17 protein-coding genes are annotated in these 17157 nt (G+C 70.2%); 10 read left to right on the forward strand and 7 right to left on the reverse strand.

Annotated features, from left to right (window positions below):
• Positions 1-3 precede the first annotated feature (3 nt).
• The 6 genes from ACLZN2_RS05120 to ACLZN2_RS05145 all read right to left on the reverse strand — a co-directional run bounded on the left by ACLZN2_RS05120 (position 4) and on the right by ACLZN2_RS05145 (position 5411).
• A complete protein-coding gene (locus ACLZN2_RS05120) occupies positions 4-450 on the reverse strand; it encodes a hypothetical protein (RefSeq protein ID WP_416977142.1) in 447 nt (148 codons plus the stop codon).
• Between the two features lie 117 nt (positions 451-567).
• Positions 568-1908, reverse strand: coding sequence for a type VII secretion-associated serine protease mycosin (gene mycP, locus ACLZN2_RS05125; RefSeq protein ID WP_416977143.1), 1341 nt, complete (start codon positions 1906-1908; stop codon positions 568-570).
• A 30-nt stretch (positions 1909-1938) separates the two neighbouring features.
• Positions 1939-3495: a translation initiation factor IF-2 gene (locus ACLZN2_RS05130; protein ID WP_416977144.1), complete on the reverse strand. Its 1557-nt coding sequence runs from the start codon at positions 3493-3495 to the stop codon at positions 1939-1941.
• Positions 3495-4073: a hypothetical protein gene (locus ACLZN2_RS05135; protein ID WP_416977145.1), complete on the reverse strand. Its 579-nt coding sequence runs from the start codon at positions 4071-4073 to the stop codon at positions 3495-3497. The genes ACLZN2_RS05130 and ACLZN2_RS05135 overlap by 1 nt, the downstream gene beginning before the upstream one ends.
• Positions 4074-4145: 72 nt before the next feature.
• A complete protein-coding gene (locus tag ACLZN2_RS05140; protein ID WP_416977255.1) occupies positions 4146-4526 on the reverse strand; it encodes a DUF192 domain-containing protein in 381 nt (126 codons plus the stop codon).
• Positions 4527-4607: 81 nt separating this feature from the next.
• Positions 4608-5411: a hypothetical protein gene (locus ACLZN2_RS05145; protein WP_416977146.1), complete on the reverse strand. Its 804-nt coding sequence runs from the start codon at positions 5409-5411 to the stop codon at positions 4608-4610.
• Between the two features lie 425 nt (positions 5412-5836).
• On the opposite strand from ACLZN2_RS05145, the gene ACLZN2_RS05150 reads away from it, so the two are divergent.
• Positions 5837-6418, forward strand: a complete 582-nt coding sequence (locus ACLZN2_RS05150) for a dihydrofolate reductase family protein (RefSeq protein ID WP_416977147.1) — start codon at positions 5837-5839, stop codon at positions 6416-6418.
• A gap of 86 nt (positions 6419-6504) precedes the next feature.
• Positions 6505-7299: a methyltransferase domain-containing protein gene (locus tag ACLZN2_RS05155; protein WP_416977148.1), complete on the forward strand. Its 795-nt coding sequence runs from the start codon at positions 6505-6507 to the stop codon at positions 7297-7299.
• Positions 7300-7329: 30 nt separating this feature from the next.
• On the opposite strand, the gene ACLZN2_RS05160 is transcribed toward ACLZN2_RS05155, so the two are convergent.
• Complete coding sequence (locus tag ACLZN2_RS05160; protein ID WP_416977149.1) at positions 7330-8484, reverse strand: winged helix DNA-binding domain-containing protein; 1155 nt, start codon at positions 8482-8484, stop codon at positions 7330-7332.
• Between the two features lie 740 nt (positions 8485-9224).
• On the opposite strand from ACLZN2_RS05160, the gene ACLZN2_RS05165 reads away from it, so the two are divergent.
• The 8 genes from ACLZN2_RS05165 (at position 9225) to ACLZN2_RS05200 (ending at position 17098) form a co-directional block, all read left to right on the forward strand.
• Positions 9225-9998, forward strand: coding sequence for an isoprenyl transferase (locus tag ACLZN2_RS05165; RefSeq protein ID WP_416977150.1), 774 nt, complete (start codon positions 9225-9227; stop codon positions 9996-9998).
• Between the two features lie 317 nt (positions 9999-10315).
• Positions 10316-11641, forward strand: coding sequence for a PhoH family protein (locus ACLZN2_RS05170; protein ID WP_416977151.1), 1326 nt, complete (start codon positions 10316-10318; stop codon positions 11639-11641).
• A gap of 418 nt (positions 11642-12059) precedes the next feature.
• The gene (locus ACLZN2_RS05175) at positions 12060-12737 is read left to right on the forward strand and encodes a transglycosylase SLT domain-containing protein (RefSeq protein ID WP_416977152.1); all 678 of its coding nucleotides are present in this window, start codon (positions 12060-12062) and stop codon (positions 12735-12737) included.
• 67 nt (positions 12738-12804) lie between these two features.
• Positions 12805-13509 carry a transglycosylase SLT domain-containing protein gene (locus ACLZN2_RS05180; protein WP_416977153.1) on the forward strand — a complete coding sequence of 235 codons (705 nt, stop codon included), beginning with the start codon at positions 12805-12807 and terminating at the stop codon, positions 13507-13509.
• A gap of 122 nt (positions 13510-13631) precedes the next feature.
• A complete protein-coding gene (locus ACLZN2_RS05185) occupies positions 13632-15002 on the forward strand; it encodes an AI-2E family transporter (protein ID WP_416977154.1) in 1371 nt (456 codons plus the stop codon).
• Between the two features lie 192 nt (positions 15003-15194).
• Entirely contained in the window at positions 15195-16142 is a 948-nt protein-coding gene (locus ACLZN2_RS05190; protein WP_416977155.1) for a MarR family transcriptional regulator, read from the forward strand.
• Between the two features lie 136 nt (positions 16143-16278).
• Positions 16279-16665, forward strand: a complete 387-nt coding sequence (locus ACLZN2_RS05195; RefSeq protein WP_416977156.1) for a roadblock/LC7 domain-containing protein — start codon at positions 16279-16281, stop codon at positions 16663-16665.
• A 4-nt stretch (positions 16666-16669) separates the two neighbouring features.
• Entirely contained in the window at positions 16670-17098 is a 429-nt protein-coding gene (locus ACLZN2_RS05200; RefSeq protein ID WP_416977157.1) for a hypothetical protein, read from the forward strand.
• Positions 17099-17157 lie beyond the last annotated feature (59 nt).

Genomic DNA, 17157 nt, shown 5'->3' on the forward strand with positions numbered 1-17157 from the left:
GCGTCAGTGTTCCTTCCGGTCGTCGAAGCCCTCGTCCAGCGTGGCGATGCCGCTGACTGCACCGGCGATGTACGAGTCGTCGGCCGCATGCTGGTTCTTGGTGAACCGAAGGTGGTTGGAGATGTGAGCACAGGCGTCCAGCAGGGACCGCGTCTGCTCGCTCCAGCGTTCCGCCACATGTTCCAGCGCGGCACCCAGGGCGAATCCCTCGCTCTTGAGGCCGCCCGCGGCCGCCACGGAGGCCACCCGCGCGTGGCCGCTGTAGGTCGTGAAGTCCTCGAACAGGTCATGGGCCGCCTTGCCGACCGCCTCGAGGTCCTGATGGCCGGCTGCGAGATCGCCCTGAGTCCCGTCACCGCCCTGGTCGGCCGGGTACTGGTTGAGCTGCATCTGTGTGGTAGGCCGCTGGGCCGCCTCGGTCTTGAGCTGCTCCCACTCGTCCCACGCCATGCGTGGTTCCTCCCCGTGTTCCGGCGTACACCGCATGACAGTCGTGAACGCGCGTAGGCTAACTGGCCTCGTCAACTACCTCATTCGTGTCCGGCGCCTTTTCTTGGGCGTCCGCATTCAGAGGCCACTTGGTCCTTGACCGGGCGGAGCGGTGTGGCCCGGCGTGTCCGGTGGCGGTGTGAAGGTGGGCGGTAGGTGCGGGAATTGGCCTGAAATCGTCGTCACCGGGGGCGGTCCGGTCGGCCTTCGGCGCCTGAGCGCGACCATGGTTGCCGTGATCGCGCCGCCCAGCAGCACAACGGCCCCGATGCTCATCACGAGCCAGGGCAACTCGTCGTCGTCCTTGGATCTGGCCACCGCCATGCCGGGATCGGTGTCCTGCGCGGCACCGGACGCCTCCGACGACGGTGAGGGTGATGCCGAGGCAGCCGCGAGGTCCGGCAGTGGGTACTCGTCGGCCGGGCCCGGATCACCGGGGTTCGTCAGGGCGATGCGGGGGCGGACGATGCCGTAGCCGATGGAGTCGTTGCGCTTCGCGCCGTCCGTCGGGGCGCCGATGGTGTTGAGCATGACGCGCAGGACCTGGTTGTTGGTCCAGTCAGGATGCGCGGACCAGATCAAGGCGGCGCTGGCGGAGGCGAGGGCGGTGGCGCCGCTCGTGCCGTGGCCCTCGCACAGCCCGGTCTTGCCTCCGCAGGCATAGACCAGGTCTGCGCCCGGGGCCGCCATGTCCACCTGCGGCCCATACTGGGACTCGGCCGTTCTGCGCAGGTTCTTGCCCACTGCGGCGACGCCGACCACTCCAGGTGTGGCTGCCGGGTACATCACTTCGTTGACTTTGTCTCCGTCGTTGCCGACACCGGCGAAGACGAGCGATCCCTTGTTCAGGGCGTACGTCACCGCCGCTGTCAGCTGTGGAGAGCCCTCTGTGTGAGCCAGGGAGATGTTGATGATCTGTGCGCCCGTGTCCGCGGCGTAGCGGATTGCCTGCGGGGCGATCTTGTTGAAGCGTTTGTTTCCCTCGGCTTTGTTCGCCGCTGTCTCGGCCTTGGGCATGCGGATCGGGAGGATCTTGGCGCCGGGCGCGAGGCCAAAGGCGCCCTTTCCGCCACCGTATGCCCCGGTCCCGGCGATCAGGCCCGCCATGCCGGTGCCGTGACCCTCGTAGTCGGTGTGCTCATCACCGGGCTGGTCTTGGGCGAAGTCCTTGCCCGCCAGGATGCGCCCCTTCAAGTCCGGGTTGCTCCAGTCGACGCCGGTGTCTATGACGGCGACCGTGACATCCTCGCCGGTGCTGGTGCGCCACATTTCCTCGGCGTGCATGGCGTCGAGATGCCACTGCTCATCTCGGGATGACTCCGCGACGGCCGGTGCTCCCGCAGTGCCCACGAGCAGCAGGGCGAGCGTTGCCGCTGCCGCTGTGCGACGGCCCCTTTGGCGAGTGCTGCTGGTGTGCATGAAGTCCGTTCTCTCCGTTCCTGGAGTACGTCAGTCGATGACGGGCGGCAAGGGACGTCGGCCATTCTGCCGCCGGGTTTCCTCGTCGTCGGCCGCGATGCGCGGGCGGCCACTGTTGCCACCGCTGCTACTGCTTGCGGCGCCGGGCCTGCCCGCCGTTCCCTGGGTGCCGGGCCCCGGCGTGCGTGTTCCCCGCGCCGGCGGCTGTGGGGTGCCGCCGATGATGCCATCGTGCCGGAGCGGGCCCCCACCGGCGATGCCGCTGTTCGCGGGTGAGACCTGGCGACCGGCGATTCGGCTTGGCTGGCCCGTCACGCTTCCGGTCGGGTTCGACGCTCCGGTGGTTGGGCCCAAGGGGCCGCGTGCGGGTGAACTCTCCCCGCCGACGACCAGGCCTCGCGGAATGGCTCCCGTCGGCCTGCCCGCAGGCGGTGTGACGGGACGGCCACCGACGATGCCGTTGGCTGCGCCGCCTGGCATGCGCCCAGAACCCGGTGTCGGGACTCCGTGGCCGGGGGCGAGAGGGGTGCGCCCTGGGACCGCAGCCTGCCCCGGTCCCATCGGGCCGGTTGCCTGGACACCCTGTCGTGGGGATCCGGTGACGGCCCTGATGGGTCCCGCCGCACCATTCGCCGCCCTGCTCGGGCCTTGCCCGGAAGCACCCTTGCCGCTTCCGAAGGCAGGAGGAGCCAAGCCGGGCTGGGCGGGGGTGCCTCTGCTCACCTGGTCGGGGCCGGGTGGGTTGTTTCCAGTGCCCGTGGGGGAGTGCGGGCTCTGGGGCAGTGTGGTCACGGAGTCGATCTCCACATGGGCATCCGGAGCCACGTGCGCAGGTGCGGGCCGCTCCACCGATGGCACCCCCGTCGGCCGCCTGGCGTCGGAAGCACCAACAGATGCACCTTGGTGGCCTGTTGCAGGAGACGAAACACCCTCGCCGGATGACATGGTGTCCGAGGCGGAGGCGCCTGGCCGGGTCCTGTCTGCGTCCGTGATTACCGCCTCACTCTTTTCCGGCACCAACACATCCGGCGGCGGCGGAAACTTGGGCCGCTCCAACGCGCTCATCTGCGACGCCGACCAGCTGTATGTCTCCCCCAGCTTCCGCATCTGCGCCGCCGCTTGCTGTCGTACCTCCTCCTTGTGCCCGGCCAGGGCGGCCAGTTCGCGCTCGGACTTGGCTGCCACGGCCGTCGCGTCCGGGTCGTTGTGCGACGCCTGTGCCGCGGAGAGGTTCGCCGCAGCGCTGCCGGCGTCACGCGGGATCGAGGCCTGCGCCTGCACGATCGCCCCGGACGCCTCCGTCAGCCACTTCGCCGAGTCCTCGCTGAAGTCGCCCAGACGCAGAGCGGAGTTGGCCAGATCGGCGCTCCAGGTGCGGAACGCGTTCGCGCCCTCGCCCTTCCACGCAACCCACTGCGGGCGGACCTTCAGCTCCTCCGCGATCTCACGGACCGTCTTCGCCGCCGCGACCAGACGATCCGCCGCTGCCTGCACCTCACCCGCGTTCGCCCGGTCCAGCCACGCCAGCATCTGCTCGTGGCTCATGTTCTCGAACGACGTACCGCCGAAAGGTCCATCGGCCGGCATCAGATCGTGCCTCCCGCGTCGTCACCGGGCGGAGTCCGCTCGGGTTCGGAGTTGGCGGTCCCGCCCGCGGCGGGGAGCCCCGCCTCGTACGTCCCGCCGTAGTGCTCCGTCGTCTCCGCACTGATCGCCGCCATACGGTCCCGGATGTCCAGGTCGATGTTCTCGTAGCCCTTGTGCGAGGCGAGGACCGCGATGCCCATGCCTTCCATCGAGTCCGACAGGAGCTTCGACAGGGTCTCCAGTTCGCCGATCACCGTCTCGTACGCGGCGAAGAGCCCGGACGCCTCCGTCCACGCCCCGTCCCCGCCGCCGAACCGATGGCGTACGAGTTGCTCCTGGCCCACCTTCTTCGGGCCCGCCTCCGAGCCCTTCAGGTCGCGGATCAGGTCGTCGACCCGCTTGCGGAACGCCGTGAACGAGGACAGCTCGGTCGCCATGTCGGCCTGTGCGGCGAGTGCGTCCCGCGCCGTGTCGAACAGGCCGGACGGCCATGACGACGTCCCTGACGCCGACCCCGATGCCGATCCGCTCTCGCTCGGCAGCACAACACCCTCCCCGTAGAGTCGCAGCGCGAACACCTGACACCCCACCAGTGACTGTAGTCAGCAGCACTGACAGTCCGTAGTCACCCCAGCGCGGAGAGGCCGGAATCAGTCGGCACCTGCCGTGTCGACCTCGACCTCGACCACCACCCCCACCCGCACCCCCCACCCCGCCATGGCCCCCGCCTCCGCCTCCAGCACATGCCGGGCCCGTGGCCGGGGCATTCCCAGCCGTCCGGGTGGCATCGTGCGCACGGCCAGCACCTTCATCCTCCGATCGAGGTACGCGACGTCGATGGGCATCCGCATCCGGAAGGTGTGCACGCTGTTCGCGGGGGACAGCAGCATCGCCCCCTCCAGGGCATCCCGGCCGAGCAGTCCCTTCGTCCGGGCGCGATACGAACACGCGATCTCCAGCGGAACCGTGACCGGCCCCGCCTCCCCGTGTACGACCAACCGCCCCCGTCCGTCCTTCCAGCGCCGCCCCATGCCCGCACCGCCCCCCTCGCGCCCCACGTCTGTTTCGAGCCGCAGCATAGGAGTGTCGTCGTGGGCGATGGGAAACACGCCTCACGGCGTCCGTCGGTGGGCGGTGCCCAGCGCCCGCCGGATCGTGGCGATGACCGTGGCCGGAGAGTGGAACACCTCCTCCGCGGTGAATCGCAGGGCGATCCGTACCTCGGCGCACTGCTGGAGGTCGTTGAAGCGGACGATGTCACGGCGGTGGTCGTCGCGGCGGCCGTGGTACGCGTACCCCTCGATCTCGACGGCGACGCCCTGCGCCCGGAACAGGAAGTCGGGGCGCAGGAGTCGTCCGGCGGGGGTGACGAGTTCAGCCTGCGTCTCGGGGCGCAGGCCGGCGTCGTGCATGCGCAGCCGCGCGACCGTCTCCGCCGGTGAACCGGACGCGGGGTCGGCGAGCGCCAGCCAGGCGCGGGCCCGGACCACGCCGTACGACCGCTGGGCGAGGGCGGAGGCGACCGCGTCGAGGCGGGTGAGCGGCGCCCGGCGGACTGGCCCCTGACCCACCGCCACCGTGCGGTACGACAGCGCGGAGTCGACGGCCACCAGCGCTTCGTCCCGGGGCCCGGAGAGCAGCAGGTCGGCCAGGGTGCGGTCGACGCCGGTGACGCGCAGCCCGCCGTACGAGGCGAGCTCGACCACCTCGTCGGCGCGCAGCGCACCGCGGTACACCCGTACTCCTTTGCGCTGCCGAACCCCGCCCAGATCGGTGAACTCGGCCTCGGCCTTCAGCAGCTCGATCCGCCACGCCCACGCCGCCGCCCGGTGACTGACCACGAGCTCCGGCGCGGCGAGCTGCACCGCACGCAGCCGCATCGCGAAGTCCGGCCGCACCCCCGGTGCCACCCACACGCCCCCACCGAGCGCCCCCCACCCCTCCTCCCGCAGCCGCCGAAAGACAGAGGCCCGAGCCCACCCCGCGTCAACGGCCCACCCCACCACCAACAACCCACCCACCGCCACATCCCGCAACTCCCGCATCCCCCCACCCTTCCACCCCCCGCCACCACCCCCATCCCCCTGTGGATAACCAGGAAGTGTTGTCCGAGTCTCACCGGTACTTGCGGTCGGACCTCCCTGACCTGGGAAAATGCCTCATCGGTCGTCGAGTTCCTGAGACTGAGAACACACAACCCCACCTACCGGACGGGCTCAGCCCTCTCCCGCTACTCCGTACGAGAGTTGATCTTGCGGGCAGGGTTCGCGCGAGGCCGGGGACAGGGCACAGACGTGACAACGGGGCGTACGGTCCAATGGCTCGGAGAGGTGGTTGTCGTATGCGGAAGATCGTCCTGATGATGTCGGTGTCCCTGGACGGGTACATGGAGGGACCGGACCGGGACATCTCCTGGCACCGGGTCGACGACGAGGTCCACCAGGACGCCAACGACTTCGTCGCCCGGTTGGCCGGCCTCCTCAGCGGCCGGGTCACCCACGACCTCATGGCCGACTTCTGGCCCACCGCCGACGCCGACCCCGAGACCCCCGCGGTGATGGCCGAGTTCGCCGCCATCTGGCGGGAGATCCCCAAGTACGTCTACTCGCGCACGCTCCAGCACGCCGACTGGAACACGACGATCGTGCGCGAGGTCGTCCCGGAGGAGGTACGGGCCCTCAAGGAGGGGCGCGAGGCGGACCTGGGCCCCGGCGACCTGGGGCTCGGCGGCGCCGATCTCGCCGCCGAATTCCTCCGCCAGGGCCTCGTCGACCAGATCCGGCTCTACGTCCACCCCGTACTGATCGGCCGGGGCAAGCCCCTCTTCCCGCACACCGACACGATCACCGGCCTCCATCTCGCCGAGTCCCGCACCTTCGGCAACGGCGTCGTCCTGCTCCGCTACGACGTGGGGCATGACTGAGACCAGGAGCCCGGGGAAATAATCGGCGGCAGGTTCGCCGTGTCGCCTGCCACGATCACCCCATGAGGGACGCCATGAGGGACGCCATGAGAGACGACGACCGCACGGACACGGCCTTCGAGGATCTTCTCGCCGAGGGTGCCGCCGTTCCCACCGAGGGGTGGGACTTCTCGTGGTTCGAGGGGCGGGCGACCGAGGCGCGGCCGTCCTGGGGGTACGCGGGTTCGCTCGCCGGGCGGCTGGCCGGGGCCACGGCCGTGCTCGACATCCAGACCGGCGGCGGCGAGGTCCTGGACTTCGCCCTCGCGCGGGCCGCCGCCGCACCCGTCCTCACCGTGGCGACCGAGGGCTGGCCGGCGAACGTCGCCAAGGCCACCACCCTGCTGCGGCCGCACGGCATCGCCGTCGTCGCCTCCCCGGAGGAGGCCCCGCTGCCCTTCGCCGACGCCACCTTCGACCTGGTCACCAGCAGGCACCCGGTACGGCCCCTGTGGGGTGAGATCACCCGGGTGCTCCAGCCGGGCGGCACCTACTTCGCCCAGCACGTCGGGCCCCGCAGCGTCTACGGGCTCGTCGAGTACTTCCTCGGTCCGCAGCCCGAGGCGGCGAGCCACGACCGGCACCCCGACAACGAACGCGCCGGGGCCGAGGCGGCGGGCCTGGAGATGGTCGACCTGCGCGCGGAACGCCTCCGGATCGAGTTCCACGACATCGCCGCCGTCGTCCACTTCCTGCGCAAGGTGGTCTGGATGGTGCCGGACTTCACCGTCGAGGCCTACGAGCCGCGGCTCCGCGCCCTGCACGAACAGCTCACCGGCCAGGGCCCCTTCGTCGCCCACAGCACCCGCCACCTCTTCGAGGCCCGCAAGCCGCATGCCTGAGCCGCCCCACGCACACGCACACGCACACACTCACGCATGCGCTCCCGTGCTCACCTCCCCGATCACCAGTTCCGCCGTCGCCTCCAGTACCTCCCCGACCCGGTCGGCCCGTTCGCCGAGCTCCCGGGTCCGGCGGGCCGTCAGCCGGCCGAGTGGTTCGACCGTGACGGTCGTACGACGGCCCCGGCGCCGTTGGTGCCACACGCCCGCCACCACCCCGTCCACCAGCAGCACCGGGAAGTTCCCGGCCTGCCCGCCCGCCAGCGCACGCCCGTAGGCGGCTCCCGGGAACAGCAGCTCCCGGGGCTGGGCGGCGATGACGTACGCGTCGAAGTACGGCAGCAGCCGCACCCCGCGCACGGGCCCCTCCGGGAACCCGGTGTCCCCGGCCGCCACCCAGGCCCGCCGGCCCTCGAACAGCACCTCCTCCACCTCCCCCTCCCCGTACGCCTCCTCGAACAGCGTGACCGCCCAGCCGGGAGGCGCCGCCAGCCACTTGGCGAAGTCCTGCGGGGTCGCCGGGCCGTAGGCCGTCAGATGGCGGCGGAGCAGCAGACGCAGGGCCTGCCGGGGCGGCAGCGGTTCGAAGCGGGGCGGGCGGGTGTACGTCACCTTGCGGCCGCGGTTCGGCCCGAAGCACAGCGCGCCCGACTGGCCCGCCCGGTACAGCACCTGGCGCCAGCGCGGCCACAGGTCCTGGAAGGCGGGCATCACCCGGTCGCCGGCCCAGGGCCCGGTGCGGGCGACGACCTCCTCGTCCAGCTCGTCCAGCGTCAGACACACCCCGTCGAGCGACTCGCCGACCGCCGCCACCACCTGCTCGACCTGTTCCTCGGTGAGCCGCACGTCCGGTGGGAAGGGGCTGCGGCCGGACGGGACCGCCGTCAGGGCGGCCGTCCACAGGGGGAGTTCACGGGCGGGCAGCAGATGGACCGTCCCGCGCGGGCCGTGCGTCCGCACCAGCGACCGGTCCTCGGTCAGCGCGGCCCGTACGTCGGTCCGTGTCATCCCCTCGGCGCGGATCCCCACCGACACCTCCGCCGCCGAGGGAACCTGCGCGTGCGCGCCGAGCATGGCCGCGACGATCTCCGCGGGCCCTCCGGTACCGGCCGCGAGCGGATTGGCCAGGAACTGCCGTTCCAGCCGCCGTGCGGACGCCTCTCGCCAACTGATGCTCCGGGTCATGGCACCGACGCTAGAACGCAAAGAGGACGGGAACTGTCCGCCATCGGGGTGCCGACGGTGTGCCATCGGACAAGCAGAAAAGGGCATTCCGGTTCACTCTGTCACAGAACCCCCCACGTTCTCCATGGGGTTTTCACATCGTTATCGCGAACGGTTCGCATTCACTGTCTGCCTCACGTAAGTTCAAGCGCGGGTTATTCGCGTGAGCAAAGCTGCGCGGGCGGCATCGCGCAGTGGAGGGGGCTGTGCGGCGCCGCCCGCGTCAAGCCGGCGTGAGGGGTCGGGGTAGCCCGTCAGGGGGACGGGCGGACAACTGCCCGACCGGCGCCCAAGTCCCGCCAAAACCTCGGCTTCCCTCGGTAAACGCCGTCATTCCCCTGGGATTCCGCTGTGTTCCGGCCATGAGGGGCCCATGAATCATGCCTCGGAAGGCCATCTGGGCGTCGCCGAGTGACTCCGGAGAGTAATTGTCCCGCGCCGATGCACGCAGCATCACTTACGAAGGGTTATGGTGGAAACCCCCCCTCGGGCCGGTCCGTCTCCCCCCCCACGGACCGGCCCGTTTTTTTGCATCAGGAAGGGGCGCCTCGCGAGCACGGGGGACTATCCCGACCTCAAAGGGGCGCGGGGAACTGCGCGACCAGCCCCCACCGACCCGCACCCGACAAACAACCGCACCCCCCGCACCGGTACCCTGTTGGCCCGCGGGGACCGCACTCGCACGGAGGGGCTGACATCACGTGAACCTGCGCGACAAGCTGCGCGGCCTTCTGGTCAGGCTGTACGCACGCCGGGTGGAAGGTCACCTGGACCACGCTCAGGTGCCCAAGCACATCGGCGTCATCATGGACGGCAACCGACGCTGGGCGAAGGCCTCGGGTTCCACCACCGAGCACGGCCACCGCGCCGGTGCCGACAAGATCGAGGAGTTCCTCGGCTGGTGCACCGAGACGGACGTCGAGGTCGTCACCCTCTGGCTGCTGTCGACGGACAACCTCGACCGCCCCCAGGAGGAGCTCGTCCCACTCCTCGGCATCATCGAGGACGTGGTCCGCACCCTCGCCGCCGACGGCCGCTGGCGCGTCCACCACGTCGGCACCCCCGACATCCTCCCCTCCCATGTGCAGACCGCGCTGAAGGAGGCCGAGCAGGCCACCGCCCACGTCGAGGGAATACTGGTCAACGTCGCGATCGGCTACGGCGGCCGCCAGGAGATCGCCGACGCCGTCCGCTCGATGATCACCGACGCCGCCGACAAGGGCGTCTCGATGGAGGACCTCGCGGACTCCGTCAGCGTCGACCTGATCGGCCGCCACCTCTACACCGGTGCCCAGCCCGACCCCGACCTGGTGATCCGCACCAGCGGCGAACAGCGGCTGTCCGGATTCATGCTGTGGCAGACGGCCCATGCGGAGTACTACTTCTGCGAGGTCTTCTGGCCGGCCTTCCGCAAGGTCGACTTCCTGCGCGCCCTGCGCGACTACGCCGCACGTCACCGCCGCTACGGCGGCTGACCGCGGGACGGAAGTAACAAGGAGTTCACCGGCGCGCCGTCATATGCCGTGGCATGGCGGCGCGTTTTCGAGGGCATAAGCCAAGCAGGTCGACGCCCGAACCACGGGTGTCGCATCCTCAGCGGACGGCACGGGGCCGTCCGCCCGGGAGGCCCTTTGCACCAGCCCGACCGTGCGGTCCCAGCACGGAAGAAGCAGTGGAGGGCCGGTCCCCGGCCCGTGCATCGCGGCCGACGACCGGTCTGGTTCTTTCCGCCCTCCCGGCCCTGCTTCCACTCCGTCGCTCCCCGACCTCATCCGAGGGGGTACGTCCTTCCGTGGTGACCAGCACAAAGCGCCGTATGCCTGACCGGCGCACCTATGTTCTCGACACCAGCGTCCTGCTGGCCGACCCGAACGCCATGACCCGCTTCGAGGAGCACGAGGTCGTGCTCCCCATCGTCGTGGTCACGGAACTCGAGGCCAAGCGGCACCATCCCGAACTCGGCTACTTCGCCCGGCAGGCGCTGCGCCTGCTCGACGACTACCGGGTGAAGTACGGACGCCTCGACGCCCCCATCCCGATCGGGGAACTGGGCGGGACCATCCGTGTCGAGCTCAACCACTCGGATCCCAGCGTGCTGCCCACCGGCTACCGGCTGGGGGACAACGACTCACGCATCCTCGCGGTCGCCCGCAACCTGCAGGCGGAGGGGTTCGACGTCACCGTCGTCTCGAAGGACCTGCCGCTCAGGATCAAGGCCTCGTCGGTCGGTCTCCTGGCGGAGGAGTACCGCGCCGAACTCGCCATCACGGACGCCTCCGGCTGGACCGGCATGTCCGAACTGAGCCTGTCCGGCGAACAGGTGGACATCCTCTTCGAGGAAGGGCACGCCTACGTCCCCGAGGTCGCCGACCTGCCCGTGCACACCGGTCTGACCATCCAGTCGGAGCGCGGCAAGGCGCTCGGCCGGGTCACCGCGGACGGCAACGTCCGGCTGGTGCGCGGCGACCGGGAGGCGTTCGGCATCAAGGGTCGCAGCGCCGAGCAGCGCATCGCGCTCGACCTGCTGCTCGACCCGGACGTCGGCATCGTGTCGATGGGCGGCCGGGCCGGCACCGGCAAGTCGGCGCTGGCGCTGTGCGCGGGCCTGGAGGCGGTCCTGGAGCGCCGCCAGCACCAGAAGGTGATGGTCTTCCGTCCGCTGTACGCGGTGGGCGGGCAGGAACTCGGCTATCTGCCGGGTTCCGAGGCCGAGAAGATGAGCCCGTGGGCGCAGGCGGTCTTCGACACGCTGTCGGCCGTCACCTCCCGCGAGGTCATCGAGGAGGTCACCGCGCGCGGGATGCTGGAGGTGCTTCCACTGACCCACATCCGCGGTCGCTCCCTGCACGACGCGTTCGTGATCGTCGACGAGGCCCAGTCCCTCGAACGGAACGTCCTGCTGACCGTTCTGTCCCGGATCGGCGCCAATTCGCGGGTCGTTCTCACCCATGACGTGGCCCAGCGGGACAACCTGAGGGTCGGGCGCTACGACGGTGTCGTCGCCGTCGTCGAGAAGCTGAAGGGCCATCCGCTCTTCGCGCACGTGACGCTGAACCGGTCCGAGAGGTCACAGATCGCGGCGCTTGTGACCGAAATGCTGGAGGATGGGCAGATCTGACCCTGAACCGCACAAGTTCATAAGCGTTGAGCGTCAGTTGGTGCCGTCCGGCAAAGGTCGAGAGCCTAGTCGGGCGGCATCGGCGTTGTGGGGGTTTCGCGAAATCCGCAAGGTTCCAGGGGATGTGAGCTTTCACACGCAACTCGGAATTGCCTTGCGGTGGCTGGTTACGGCAGAGTCTCGATCCTGTCAGGCCCCGCATACGGCACACGTGTACCCCCAGGGGTACGGAAACGCACTTGCACCACCTTCAACTCCATAGCGTCGCCGTATGCCGCCCGAGCACCACGCGGCGCTCCCCTCCGGGGAGTTGCCCACCGGGCCCGTGTCTCCCGTGACCCACCTTGGGGAGGCCAGCGTCAGGGGCACGATTGCGTCCGCCAGGTCACCGAAGCGGGCGCTGCTGGAAGGAAACCGTGTGAGCCGGATCTCGGTCCGGGGATTCGCAGTGGCCTCGGCCACCGCGGTCACCGCTGTCGGAAGCGTCGTCGGCGTTGCCTCGGGCAGCACCGCAGCACCGAACAACGACGCTGAGGCGACGGCGGGCGACGCGACGCTCCTCGCTGACATCCCTGCCGGCCAGCAGGCCCAGGTGCAGACCGCCACCGTGGCGCAGCAGGCCAACTACCAGGCCATCGCCGCCGACGAGGGCGCCAAGAAGGAAGCGGAGGCAGCGGCACGCAAGGCCGCCGCCAAGACCGCCGTCGCGAAGAAGGAGGCCGCCGAGAAGGCGGCCAAGGAGCGCGAAGAGGCGAAGGCCAAGGCCAGCCGCAGCGCGTCCGACTTCCCGGTCCAGAGCTCCTACACGATCGCGCAGATCCAGGCCATGGCCGCGCAGATGGTGCCGAGCGGCCAGTTCCAGTGCTTCAGCAACATCGTGGACCACGAGTCCAGCTGGAACTACCACGCCGTCAACGCCTCCTCCGGTGCCTACGGCCTCTTCCAGGCGCTGCCCGCCTCCAAGTACTCCTCCGCGGGCTCCGACTGGCAGACCAACCCGGCCACCCAGATCAAGTGGGGCCTGAACTACATGAACAGCCGGTACGGCAGCCCCTGTGAGGCATGGTCGTTCTGGCAGGCCAACCACTGGTACTGAGCCCGAGCGGCTCCGGCCGCGCAGCCCTTCCTTTCACCTCGACCTCACCTCGACCGAAGGATTTCGTGTGAGCCGGAACTCGGCCCGGGGATTCGCCGTGGCCTCGGCCACCGCGGTCACCACTGTCGGCGCGGTCATGGGCGTTGCCCAGGCCGGCACCGCACAGCCCAGTGACGACGCGCAGGCCGCGGCGAGCGACTCCACGCTCCTCGCCGACTTACCCGTAGGCCAGCAGGCCCAGGTGCAGACGGCCTCGCTGACCCAGCAGGCCACCACCCAGGCCATCGCCGCGGACGCCACCGCCAAGAAGGAGGCGGAGGAAACCGCGCGCAAGCAGGCGGCCAAGGACGCCGTGGCCAAACAGAAGGCCGCCGCCGCGAAGGCCAAGGCCGAGAAGGAAGCCAAGGAGCGCGAGGAAGCGGAGACCCAGTCCTCCACGGCTTCCGGCAGCAACGCGAGCTTCCCGCAGCAGGCCTCGTACACCGTCGCCGAGGTCCAGGCCATCGCACGTCAGATCGTGCCCGCCGGCCAGTTCCAGTGCTTCAGCAACATCGTGAACCACGAGTCCACGTGGAACTACCAGGCCGTCAACCCCACCTCCGGCGCCTACGGCCTCGTCCAGGCATACCCGGGATCGAAGATGTCGTCCGCCGGCGCCGACTGGCGCACCAATCCGGCGACACAGATCAAATGGGGCCTGAACTACATGAACGAACGTTACGGCAGCCCCTGCGACGCCTGGGACTACTGGCAGGCCAACGGTTCCTACTGAGCCCACGCTCAACCCCGCGCAGCCCCTCCCCGTCCTTAGGGTGAGGGGCCGTCGCCCTGTACGGTCGGAAGCCGACGACTCCAGGGGGAGTGGTGGGGAGAGACGGGGGAAGAGGGCGGATCATGTCGCGAGTGCCAGGGTGGCTCGGCCGGCTCGGTGCGGGCCTGACCGAGATGGGTGAGCGGCTCGACGAGCGCCGCGCCGACGTGGAGCGGGAGAGCACCCCCGAGGAGCCGCAGCCGCAGCCGCAGCCCGAGTCGCAGCCGTCGGCGCCCGAGACCGTCGTGGAGCCGTCCCCGGAGCCGCCGCCCGCGCTGCCGCGCCCCGATCCCGCACAGGCCGTGCCGTGGGGTGTGCGGGTCGCCGCCGAGGCGGGCTGGCGGCTGCTGGTGCTCGCCGGGACCGTCTGGGTGCTGATCAAGGTCATCAGCGCCGTCCAACTGGTCGTCCTCGCCTTCGTGGTCGCGCTGCTGCTGACCGCCCTCCTCGAACCCACCGTGGCCCGGCTCAAGCGCATGGGGGTCCCCCGGGGACCCGCGACCGCCCTCACCGCCATTCTCGGGTTCGTCGTCATCGGCCTGATGGGCTGGTTCGTGACCTGGCAGGTCATGGAGAACATCGACAACCTCTCCGACCAGGTCCAGGACGGCATCGAGGATCTGCGCCGCTGGCTGCTCAACAGCCCCTTCCACGTCACCGACAAGCAGATCAACGGCATCGCGAAGAACCTGCGCGAGGCGGTCGGCGCCAACACGGACTCCATCACCTCGGCGGGCCTGGAGGGCGTCACGGTCGTCGTCGAGGCGCTCACCGGCATCCTGCTGGCGTTCTTCTCGACGCTCTTCCTGCTCTACGACGGCAAGCGGATCTGGCAGTGGACCCTGAAGCTGGTCCCGGCCGCCGCCCGCCCGGGCGTGGCGGGCGCGGGCCCGCGGGCCTGGGCGACGCTGACGGCGTACGTGCGGGGCACCGTTGTCGTGGCCCTCATCGACGCCATCTTCATCGGCCTCGGCATCTACTTCCTCGACGTGCCGATGGCCGTGCCGCTGGCCGTGTTCATCTTCCTGTTCTCGTTCATCCCGCTGGTCGGCGCGGTCGCCTCCGGCGCGCTGGCGGTGGTCGTTGCGCTGGTGACCCAGGGCGTGTTCACCGCGGTCATGACCCTCGCCGTGGTCCTCGCCGTGCAGCAGATCGAGGGCCACATCCTCCAGCCCTTCATCCTCGGCCGCGCGGTCCGCGTCCACCCGCTCGCGGTGGTCCTGGCGGTGGCCTCCGGCGGCATCGTGGCCGGCATCGGCGGCGCGGTGGTCGCCGTACCCCTGGTGGCGGTGACGAACACGGTGGCGGGCTACCTGAAGGCGTACGCCCAGGAACCGGCCCTACGGACGTCACCGCGCCCCAGGGGGGCAACGGCGCTGGAGGTGGCCCCTGTCGGCCCACCGACGGGCGACCCGGCCCGTCGGGCGCCTGAGAACGAGGACGAGGCTCCTTAGACCTCACCTGCAACGCTCATCTGAATTCGGTCAAATGAGCGTCGAACAACGATATTTGAACAACCCGACGAGACAACTTCCGTCAGGTCGGAGCAGGTAGCAAATCCCCGGCTGGGACATGCGCCCGGGCTGATAGACATTCCCCCCTCAGCGGTACGCGTCAGGCGTATGTGCGACAGGACAAGGGGAGTGATGTCGGGCTACGAGCTGCTGGCACGCGCCCTTGCCGCGTGCGTGCGCGAGGGGTTCACGGGCGAGCTGCGGGTGGCGGGTTCACCCGGCGGCATCTTCCATCTGAACGGCGGGCTGATCGCCGCGGTCGAGTCGCCGGGCGCGCCCGGCGCGGAGGCGCTGCTGCTGCGCTCCGGGCGCATCGCCGGCGAGGACTGGGCGGCCCTGGTGCGCGAGTCCGGCGGCGCGCGCTGGCCGGTCGCCGGGCTGATCGCCCACGGCTACGCGGGCGCCGCCCAGCTCCGCGTGGTGTGCGCGATGGCCCTTCAGGACGCCGCGTTCGCGGTCGTGGCGGGCAGCGTCAACGGCTGCGAACGCGGTCCGGCGACCGGGCCGCCGCCCGCCCCGGTCGTCATCGGCGAGGCGCCCACCCGGCTGCTCCAGGAAGCGGCCCGCAAGCTGTCGGCGCTGCTCTCGATGCCGTACCCGGTACGCCCCGAGCGGGAGCGTCCCGTGCCCGGCTCCCTCTCCTACGCCGCCGACAGCCTCGGCCCGATCCAGCGTGAGCTGCTCACCCACGCCGACGGTCGGCGCACCGCCCGCGACCTCGCCTTCCGTACCGGGCGCGGGGTCTACACGGTCACCGTGGCGGTGGCCCGGATGCTGGGGGAGGGGCTGCTGGAGTGCGGGGACGCGCCCACGCCGATACCGGTGCGGCTGCCGCCCGGCGGCCAGGGCGTACGGCCCCGGGAACCGGCACCGCCCCCGCCGCCGCCCGCCCTCGTCGCGTGGCCCGAACCGTCCCCCGAGCCGGCCGTCCTGCCCCGCCGTCGCCCGGGCGCCAGCGGCATCAACGAGGCCCTCGCCCCGGAACGCGACGAGAACAACGACGGGAACAACGACGAGGACAACGGCGGCGGCACCGGCTGGAAGGACTTCTTCCGCCTCCGCAATCCCACGGCGAAATAGGCGAGGCGAAATAGGCGAGGCGGAAGAGGCGAGGCGAAAAACAGGCGACCAGCTGCACTGTCGGCCCCACCCGGAAATTCCATCCCCCACAGAAAACAGACGGACAGATGCGATCAGAATCAGGGGAGTTGCATTCATGGACCACAAAGCCCTCGCGCACGAGATGCGCGGTCTGCGCGAGCAGGTGACCGGTATCACCGACACCGCCCTCGCCGCGGCCGACGGGCTGCTCATCGCCGCCGACACGGCCGACTCGATCGACCCGGAGGGCCTCGCCGCCCTCGCCGCGGCCGGTCTCGGCCTCGCCCGCCGTACCTCCGAGGCGACCGCCCGCGGCGCCCTGCACCGCACGGTGACCTACGGCAGCCACGGCTGCGCCGCGTTCTACGCCGTCGGCGACACCGCGCTGATGGTCGTACTCGGAGACGAGGGAATGGATGTGGAGCGCCTGCACCGGGCGACCCAGCCGGCCCTGCGCCGCATCGATCTGATCCTCACCGAGAAAACCGCCGAAGGAGTCTGAAGGGATGGCGACGAAGCGTATGACCCCCGGTTTCTCCGATCAGGTGATGGGCCTGGTCAAGTCACTGCGTACGGATGCACCCGACTGCGTCGCCTCCGGCGTCGTCGACATGTCCACCGGAATGCTGCTGTCCTACGAGACGGTCGACAACCACCCGCCCGAGGTCCTCGACCTGCTGGCGGGCGCGACGCTCGACCTGTTCCAGGGCCGCACGGTCGTCATGATCGAGGACGTCTTCAAGGAGCGGCGCGGCATCCAGAGCGACAACCACTTCTTCCAGGAGATCCTCGTCAACAGCGACAACCTCACCCACCTGTTCGTGAGGATGAACGAGCAACAGGACGTCGTCGCGGTGGTCGTCTGCCGCAAGTCCGTCAACGTGGGCATGCTGTTCGCGCAGGTGCGAAGGGTGGTGCGGGAGTACCAGCTGTGACCCGGTCACCAGCTGTGAACGGCCGGAGGGCCCCTCGCCGAGGGGCCCTCCAGGTCACC

Source organism: Streptomyces sp. T028, from assembly GCF_048159505.1.
Taxonomy (GTDB): Bacteria; Actinomycetota; Actinomycetes; order Streptomycetales; family Streptomycetaceae; genus Streptomyces.

Coding starts and splice junctions, on each gene's coding strand:
- ACLZN2_RS05120 (WP_416977142.1), bottom strand. CDS start 450: ATGGCGTGGGACGAGTGGGAGCAGCTCAAGACCGAGGCGGCCCAGCGG.
- mycP (WP_416977143.1), bottom strand. CDS start 1,908: ATGCACACCAGCAGCACTCGCCAAAGGGGCCGTCGCACAGCGGCAGCG.
- ACLZN2_RS05130 (WP_416977144.1), bottom strand. CDS start 3,495: ATGCCGGCCGATGGACCTTTCGGCGGTACGTCGTTCGAGAACATGAGC.
- ACLZN2_RS05140 (WP_416977255.1), bottom strand. CDS start 4,526: ATGGGGCGGCGCTGGAAGGACGGACGGGGGCGGTTGGTCGTACACGGG.
- ACLZN2_RS05150 (WP_416977147.1), top strand. CDS start 5,837: ATGCGGAAGATCGTCCTGATGATGTCGGTGTCCCTGGACGGGTACATG.
- ACLZN2_RS05155 (WP_416977148.1), top strand. CDS start 6,505: ATGAGAGACGACGACCGCACGGACACGGCCTTCGAGGATCTTCTCGCC.
- ACLZN2_RS05160 (WP_416977149.1), bottom strand. CDS start 8,484: ATGACCCGGAGCATCAGTTGGCGAGAGGCGTCCGCACGGCGGCTGGAA.
- ACLZN2_RS05185 (WP_416977154.1), top strand. CDS start 13,632: ATGTCGCGAGTGCCAGGGTGGCTCGGCCGGCTCGGTGCGGGCCTGACC.
- ACLZN2_RS05190 (WP_416977155.1), top strand. CDS start 15,195: ATGTCGGGCTACGAGCTGCTGGCACGCGCCCTTGCCGCGTGCGTGCGC.
- ACLZN2_RS05195 (WP_416977156.1), top strand. CDS start 16,279: ATGGACCACAAAGCCCTCGCGCACGAGATGCGCGGTCTGCGCGAGCAG.
- ACLZN2_RS05200 (WP_416977157.1), top strand. CDS start 16,670: ATGGCGACGAAGCGTATGACCCCCGGTTTCTCCGATCAGGTGATGGGC.